Origin of the sequence: Micromonospora sp. NPDC049089, from assembly GCF_040648775.1 — a bacterium.
Classification (GTDB): Bacteria; Actinomycetota; Actinomycetes; order Mycobacteriales; family Micromonosporaceae; genus Micromonospora.
This window is the reverse complement of sequence record NZ_JBEZEH010000293.1, coordinates 1-6,438: the sequence shown is the minus strand read 5'-3', so window position 1 is coordinate 6,438 and position 6,438 is coordinate 1. Positions and strand designations below refer to the sequence as shown.

Below are 6,438 nucleotides of genomic sequence, written 5' to 3'. Positions count from 1 at the left end.
GGCCGCCGGGGCGCCCTCCCCGTCGGTCAGCACGAGCGCCCGCCGGGCCGGGTCGCGCGGATCGAAGCTCTGCGCCAGGGCGGCCGGCACCTGGAGAACGACCGCGACCTGCCACGGTGTGCCGTCCGCCAGCCGGGAGCGTCGGCTGACCGAGACCAGGTCGGCGCGGGTCATGAAGCCGGTCAGCGGGGCGTACGCGCCGGTCAGCAGCAGCTCCAGATCCGCGAGCTCACCGGGACGTGGCGTGTACGCCGGTGCGTCACGCAGCACCTCGTCGGGCAGCACCCAGCCGTTGCTCATCCACACCCCCCACTCGCTGACCGGCACACAGTTTCGCAGCCGACCGCCCATCGGTCGAGGGCGCCACTCCAAGACCCACGCGGGCGGATCAGCGCTTGATCCGCCGGCCTACCGCCGACCGCAGCCGGTTCCACACCTTCCGCTGGTCGCGGATCCGGGGTCGCGAGCCGTCGGCCCGGCAGATGAACACCAGCGGCAGTCGCGCGTCCTCGGTCCATCCCACGTTCGTGATCCGGGCCTTGAGCTGCCAGCTGCCTCTGGTCCGGCCCCCGTTGAGGGCGGCGAAGTCGATCGTGGCGGTGGCCCGGTGCACCAGGTGGACGGTGTCCGCTCCGGTCGTACCGGTGATCCGCTCGGTCTGGAAGGTGTTCGGAAGAAAGATCTCGGCACCGGTCTCCCGGTGGCGGGCCACCAGGTCCAGGCGGGCCTTGCGCACCTGCGCGGTGGCGTCGAGCACCTCGGGGGCGATCTCGTCCATCGGGAGCACCAGCACGTCGCGGCCATCGTCGGTGCGGAAGCCGACCGGCTGGTTCTCCGAGCGCAGCTCGGCGGCGAGGGTCACCGTGACGGCGTGGTCCGCGCGCTGGAGTTCGTCGATCGTGCCGTGCGCGGCGATGCCCGCCTCCCAGCGGGCCAGCTTGCGCAGGTCCGCGACGCGGCCCCGCTCCGCCAGGTATGCCACGGCCCGCAGCAGGGGTGGCAACCCGGCGGCGACACCAGGGGCGAAGCGGTCCTGGATGATCTTCTGGGTCTCCAGCGCGACCTGCTCCAGCCACGCCTCGTCGGCCTCCAGCAGCCGCTTGCCGCGCAGTCGGCTGATCATCTCGTTGCGCAGCCAGCGCCGGTGCAACCGGTCCCGCAGCGGACCGGGCTCGGTGTGCACGTCGACGATGTCCAGCGCCTCCCGCACGGCCCGGTAGTAGCTCGACGGCTCCAGCCGGCCCGCGGTGACGTTGCGCGCGTCGGTCCGGTGGACGTGGTGGTAGCAGACGTAGTCGGACAACACCGAGGTGTGCCGGCTCAGGAAGTAGGCCCGCACGACCATCGCGTGGTCCTCCAGCCGACGCTTTCCGCCCTCCGGAAACCGCAGGTCGTGCTCGTTGAGGAAGGCGCGCCGGAACAGCTTGTGACAGGTCAGGCTGTCGATCAGGGGCGCGTTCGCCAGGGTGGCGTCGAAGCGGTTCTTGCGGAACAGCTCCCGCGGCACCGGGCGTCCGTACCCGGCCATCTTCCCCACCACGATGTCGGCGTCGTTGGCCTTCGCGCAGGCGTAGAGCCGCTCCAGTGCCTCGTCGGCGAACCAGTCGTCGTCGTCGGCGAAGAAGACGTACTCGCCGCGGGCGTGTTCGACGCCGAGGTTGCGCGGACGCGACGGCCAGCCGGAGTTCTCGATGTGCAGCACCCTGATGTGTGGGTGCTCGGCGGCCAGCTGGTCCAGGCGCTCCGCGGTGTCGTCGGTCGAGCCGTCGTCGACGAAGACGGCTTCGAACTCGTCGGCGGGCAGTGACTGGCGCAGCAGCGAGGCAGCGAGCTTCTCGATGTGTCGGCCGCTGTTGTACGCCGGCACCACGACGCTCACCTTGGGGACGCCCACCTCGGCCATCAGGATTCCTCCCGCGTCGTCGGTCGATCACCGGGCGGGTCGATGCCTGGTGAACGGGAGGTGAATGGTGTCACCCTGGACGGGTCTTTCCCAAGGCGGGGTCGGGTCGAACGCGGGACCGGCGCAAACGCCGTGGGAGCCGCGGCGGGGGACCTTAGGGGTCCGGCGGGAAAAGGATCAGGGGAGTGCCGGGGGCGTGCCGGTGTCCCTGCTGGGCATCGACTCCCTACGCTGAGCCCGTGACACTGATCGCGACCCAGTCGCTCACCAAGACGTACGGAGGTCGGGTCACCGCGTTGGCCGACCTCACCGTCGCCGTCGAGCCCGGGATCATCGGCCTGGTGGGCGCGAACGGCGCCGGCAAATCCACGTTGATCAAGATTCTGCTCGGCCTGATCGCACCAACCAGCGGTCAGGTCTCGGTGCTCGGCATCGACCCGACCGCAGATCCGGCGGCTGTCCGCAGCCGCGTCGGCTACATGCCGGAACACGACTGCCTCCCACCGGACCTGTCCGCCGCCGAGCTGGTCACCCACCTCGGCCGGATGAGCGGCCTTCCCCGCACCGCGGCTCGCGAGCGGGCCTCGGAGGCGCTGCGGCACGTGGGGCTCTACGAGGAGCGCTACCGCCCGGTCGGTGGCTACTCGACCGGCATGAAGCAGCGCGTCAAGCTGGCCCAGGCGCTGGTGCACGACCCCGACCTGCTGTTGCTGGACGAACCGACCAACGGCCTGGACCCTGCCGGCCGCGACGCCATGCTGGCCCTTGTGCACCGGATCGGCACCGAGTTCGGCATCTCCGTGCTGGTCTGTTCGCATCTGCTCGGGGAGGTGGAGCGGATCTGCGACACGCTGATCGCCATCGACGGCGGCCGGTTGCTGCGCGCTGACAACATCTCCGCGATGACCACTGCCACCGACGTGCTCGCCGTGGAGGTCAGCGAGGGCACCGAGGAACTCGCCGCCCGACTCGCCGAGCTGAAACTGCCGGTCGCCCGGGACGGGCGACTGCTCCTCGTGCCGCTCGCCGACGACGGCACCTACGACCTGATCCTCGGTGCGGTCGCCGAACTGGACCTGCCACTGCACCGACTGGACCAGCGCCGGCACCGGGTGGCCGAACTCTTCGCCACGAGGGAGCTCACACATGCCTGAGCCGTCCACCGCCGCCGTGCGCTCCACGCCGACCGGCGTCATCCACGACATCGGTTACCAACGCTACGAGGGCCCGAGGCTCGGCCGCCGGCAGGTCTTCGGCGCGCTCTACGGGCACGGTCTGCGCACCGCGTTCGGTCTCGGCCGCAGCGCCAAGGCCAAGATCTTCCCGTGGCTGGTGGTCGGCATCGTCACCCTGGTCGCGGTGGCCCTGGCCGCAATACGCAGCCAGATCGGCGAGCCGGTGGCCACGTACGCCCAGTTCGCCGACGCGATGAGCTGGCTGGTCATCTTCTTCGTCGCTGTCGTCGCTCCGGAGCTGGTCTCCCGGGATCTGCGCAGCGGCGTGCTGCCGCTGTACTTCTCCCGGCCGCTGCCGCGCACCGACTACGCGTTGGCCAAGTTGCTGGCGCTGGTCACTGCCCTCTGGCTGCTGCTCGGCGGGCCGCAGCTGCTGATGTTCCTGGGTGCCGCGTTCACCACCAAGCAGGGCATGCGCGGGGTGTGGAACGAGCTGCTCGACCTGCTCCCCGGGCTGCTCTACGCCGGGCTGTGGGCGGTGGTCTTCGCCTCGGTCGGTCTGCTGGTCGCGTCGCTGACCGGTAAGCGTGCCTTCGCCGCCGGCGGCGTGGTCGCGGTCTTCCTGATGACCACCCCGATCGTGGGCGTGCTGAGCATCCTGCCGTCGCGTGCCGCCAACGAGCTGGCCGGGCTCGCCTCACCCTCGACCCTGGTCCAGGGGGTGGGCATCTGGTCCCTGGGTGACCTGCTGGTCGAGGGCGATCCGGGCGAGATGATGATCGGCGGGTTCGGCCCGGTCTACGCCCTGGCCGCGGTGCTGCTGGTCGCCGGCGCGACCGCCCTCCTGCTGGCCCGCTACCGGAAGGTCGCCTCCTGATGAGCACGCTGAGCCTGACCGGGGTGTCCCGGTGGTACGGCAACGTGGTCGCTGTCAACGACATCAGCATGTCCCTCGGCCCGGGCGTGACCGGGCTGCTCGGCCCGAACGGCGCTGGCAAGACCACGCTGCTGCACATGATGGCCGGGTTCCTCTCCCCGTCGCGCGGCACCGTCACCCTCGACGACGAGCCGACCTGGCGCAACCCCGACGTCTACCGGCGGCTGGGGCTGGTCAGCGAGCGGGAGGCGGTGCAGGGTTTCCTCACCGCCTACGAGTTCGTGTTGGCCAGCGCGAAGCTGCACCGGCTGCCCGATCCGGCGGCCGCGGCCCGACGGGCCATCGATCTGGTGGAGCTGGAGTCGGCGCAGGACCGCCGGATCGGCACGTACTCCAAGGGCATGCGCCAGCGCGCCCGGGTGGCCGCCGCGTTGGTGCACGATCCGCAGGTGCTGCTGCTCGACGAGCCGTTCAACGGCATGGACCCGCGCCAGCGGCTGCACATGATGCAGCTGCTGCACACCCTGGGTGACGCTGGCCGGACGATCCTGTTCAGCTCGCACATCCTGGAGGAGGTCGAACAGGTCTCCGGGACGGTGCAGGTGATGGTTGCCGGCCGGTTGGCCGCCTCCGGCGACTTCCGGACCATCCGCCGGTTGATGACCAACCGCCCGCACGTCTTCGCGGTGCGCTCCACCGACGACCGGGCGCTGGCCGTCGCGCTGATCGCCGAGGCGTCGGTGAGTGGGGTCGAGTTGGACCCGACCGGGTTGACCGTCCGGGCCGGTGACTACGGCGCGTTCACCCGGGCGCTGCCCCGGATCGCGCTGAACAAGGGCATCCGGGTACGCCAGCTGGTGCCGTCCGACGAGTCCCTGGAGAGCGTCTTCTCCTACCTGGTGGAGGCCTGACATGTCGACAGTTACCTGGATCACCGCGCGCGGGTTGTTCGGCCGCCGTCGGTTCCTGCTGCTGCTACCGCTGCCGTTGGTGCTGCTCGGGCTGGCCGTGCTCTGCCGGTCGCTGGGGGTGGACCCGGGCCAGTGGGGGCCGCCGGTGCTGGTCGGTCTCGGGCTGGCCGTGGTGCTGCCGGTGGTCGCGCTGATCATCGGCACCGGCGTGCTGGGCGCCGAGATCGACGACGGCACCGTGGTGCACATCCTGACCAAGCCGCTGCCGCGCTGGCAGATCGTGCTGCCGAAGCTCGCGGTGGCCGCCGGGGTCACTGCCGTCACAGTGGCGGTGCCGCTCTACGTCGCGGGTGTGCTCGCCGATTCGGTACGCCTCGGACTGGCGCTGGCGGTCTCGGCGGCGCTCGGCGCGCTGGCGTACTCGGCGTTGTTCCTCGCGCTCAGCCTGGTCACCAGGCGGCCGGTGCTGCTCGGGTTGGTCTACGTGCTGATCTGGGAGGGGCTGCTGGGCAATTTCGTCAGCGGCACCAAGGTGCTCTCCATCCAGCAGTACGTGATCGCCCTCGCCGACCGGATCGCCCCCACCGGGCTGCTGGAGACCAGCGTGTCGGTGCCGGTGGCGTCGGTGATGACCGCGCTGGTCAGCGTCGGCTTCACAGTGCTCGCCATCGACCGCCTGCGCTCGTTCAGCGTGGCCGGCGAGACGAGCTGACAACGGTGCGAGCCGCTGTTCCGGCCAGCCCCCGCGCGGCGGTAGGGCTGGCCGGATGGACCGGTCAGGCCACCTCCGGCCAGGCTGGTGGGCGTGAGCGTCGAAGCGGAGCGGACGTCGTTGGCTGAGCCGTACTCCCGGAGCAGCCGGCCGTGGCTGACCAGCCTGGCCGTCGCCGGGCTGGCCTGTGCCACGGTCGCCACGGCGGCTCAGGGGAGCGGCCAGTTCCACTGGTGGGCGGTCTTCATCCTGATCCCGGCCGCGTTGATCGCGGCCAGCGGTGGGCCGTTGCTGGTTCGCGGCGGCGGCCGGGCCTTCGCCGGGTACATGCTCGCCTGCGTCGGCACGATCGTCTTCGCGGTCGGCGCGCTGCTGATGTTCGGCGTGATGGGGCGAGGCTGGCCACTCCTGGTGGTGCTGCCCTGCCTGGCGGTCGCCGGCACCTACTGGTGGCGGGCGGCCCACCCGCTCGCCCGCGGCCTGCACCGGGCGGTGGCCCTGCTCGCGCTGACCGGCGCGCTGCTCGGCCTGACCCTGCAACTGATCCGGGTGGATCTGATCCACCTGAAGACCGGTTGGTGGGGCGCTTTCCTGATGTTGGCCGGGGCCATCGTGCTGGGCAACGCGGGGGAGCTGACCCGGCACCGGATGCCGTACCGCCTCCAGGCGATCACCCTGCTGGTGGGGCCCGCCGTGATCGCGTTCCTGCTCGGGCTGCGCTTCCTGCGCGGCTGGTGACGCACCGGTCCGCCGCCGCCCCCCCGGGGGGGGGGGGGGCCGGGGGGGCGAAAGGGGCGGGGGGGTGCAAAAACGCGGGGAGGGGGGGGGGGCGGGCGGGGTTTTTGTTTCGCGCCCCCCCC

General features: G+C 71.3%; 6 protein-coding genes and 1 pseudogene. 5 read left to right on the top strand and 2 right to left on the bottom strand.

From position 1 onward, the window contains the following. Positions 1 to 300, bottom strand: a pseudogene (locus tag AB0B48_RS31270) (adenylyl-sulfate kinase); the annotation flags it as partial. A gap of 88 nt (positions 301 to 388) precedes the next feature. Continuing rightward, positions 389 to 1,903 carry a glycosyltransferase gene (locus AB0B48_RS31265; RefSeq protein ID WP_357207866.1) on the bottom strand — a complete coding sequence of 505 codons (1,515 nt, stop codon included), beginning with the start codon at positions 1,901 to 1,903 and terminating at the stop codon, positions 389 to 391. 239 nt (positions 1,904 to 2,142) lie between these two features. On the opposite strand from AB0B48_RS31265, the gene AB0B48_RS31260 reads away from it, so the two are divergent. The 5 genes from AB0B48_RS31260 (at position 2,143) to AB0B48_RS31240 (ending at position 6,316) form a co-directional block, all read left to right on the top strand. Then, positions 2,143 to 3,057, top strand: coding sequence for an ABC transporter ATP-binding protein (locus tag AB0B48_RS31260; RefSeq protein WP_238681676.1), 915 nt, complete (start codon positions 2,143 to 2,145; stop codon positions 3,055 to 3,057). After that, positions 3,050 to 3,955 carry an ABC transporter permease gene (locus tag AB0B48_RS31255; protein WP_357207863.1) on the top strand — a complete coding sequence of 302 codons (906 nt, stop codon included), beginning with the start codon at positions 3,050 to 3,052 and terminating at the stop codon, positions 3,953 to 3,955. The genes AB0B48_RS31260 and AB0B48_RS31255 overlap by 8 nt, the downstream gene beginning before the upstream one ends. Next, complete coding sequence (locus tag AB0B48_RS31250) at positions 3,955 to 4,866, top strand: ABC transporter ATP-binding protein (protein ID WP_357207860.1); 912 nt, start codon at positions 3,955 to 3,957, stop codon at positions 4,864 to 4,866. Before AB0B48_RS31255 ends, AB0B48_RS31250 begins: the two co-directional genes overlap by 1 nt. 1 nt (position 4,867) lies before the next feature. Next, positions 4,868 to 5,578 (top strand): ABC transporter permease, encoded by a 711-nt coding sequence (locus AB0B48_RS31245; RefSeq protein WP_355010177.1) that lies wholly within the window; start codon positions 4,868 to 4,870, stop codon positions 5,576 to 5,578. 93 nt (positions 5,579 to 5,671) lie between these two features. Beyond that, complete coding sequence (locus tag AB0B48_RS31240; RefSeq protein WP_355010176.1) at positions 5,672 to 6,316, top strand: hypothetical protein; 645 nt, start codon at positions 5,672 to 5,674, stop codon at positions 6,314 to 6,316. The last annotated feature ends 122 nt before the right edge of the window (positions 6,317 to 6,438 follow it).

Excerpts from the sequence above, each read along its gene's own strand:
- AB0B48_RS31250 (WP_357207860.1), top strand. The coding sequence starts at position 3,955 with ATGAGCACGCTGAGCCTGACCGGGGTGTCCCGGTGGTACGGCAACGTG.
- AB0B48_RS31245 (WP_355010177.1), top strand. The coding sequence starts at position 4,868 with ATGTCGACAGTTACCTGGATCACCGCGCGCGGGTTGTTCGGCCGCCGT.
- AB0B48_RS31265 (WP_357207866.1), bottom strand. The coding sequence starts at position 1,903 with ATGGCCGAGGTGGGCGTCCCCAAGGTGAGCGTCGTGGTGCCGGCGTAC.
- AB0B48_RS31255 (WP_357207863.1), top strand. The coding sequence starts at position 3,050 with ATGCCTGAGCCGTCCACCGCCGCCGTGCGCTCCACGCCGACCGGCGTC.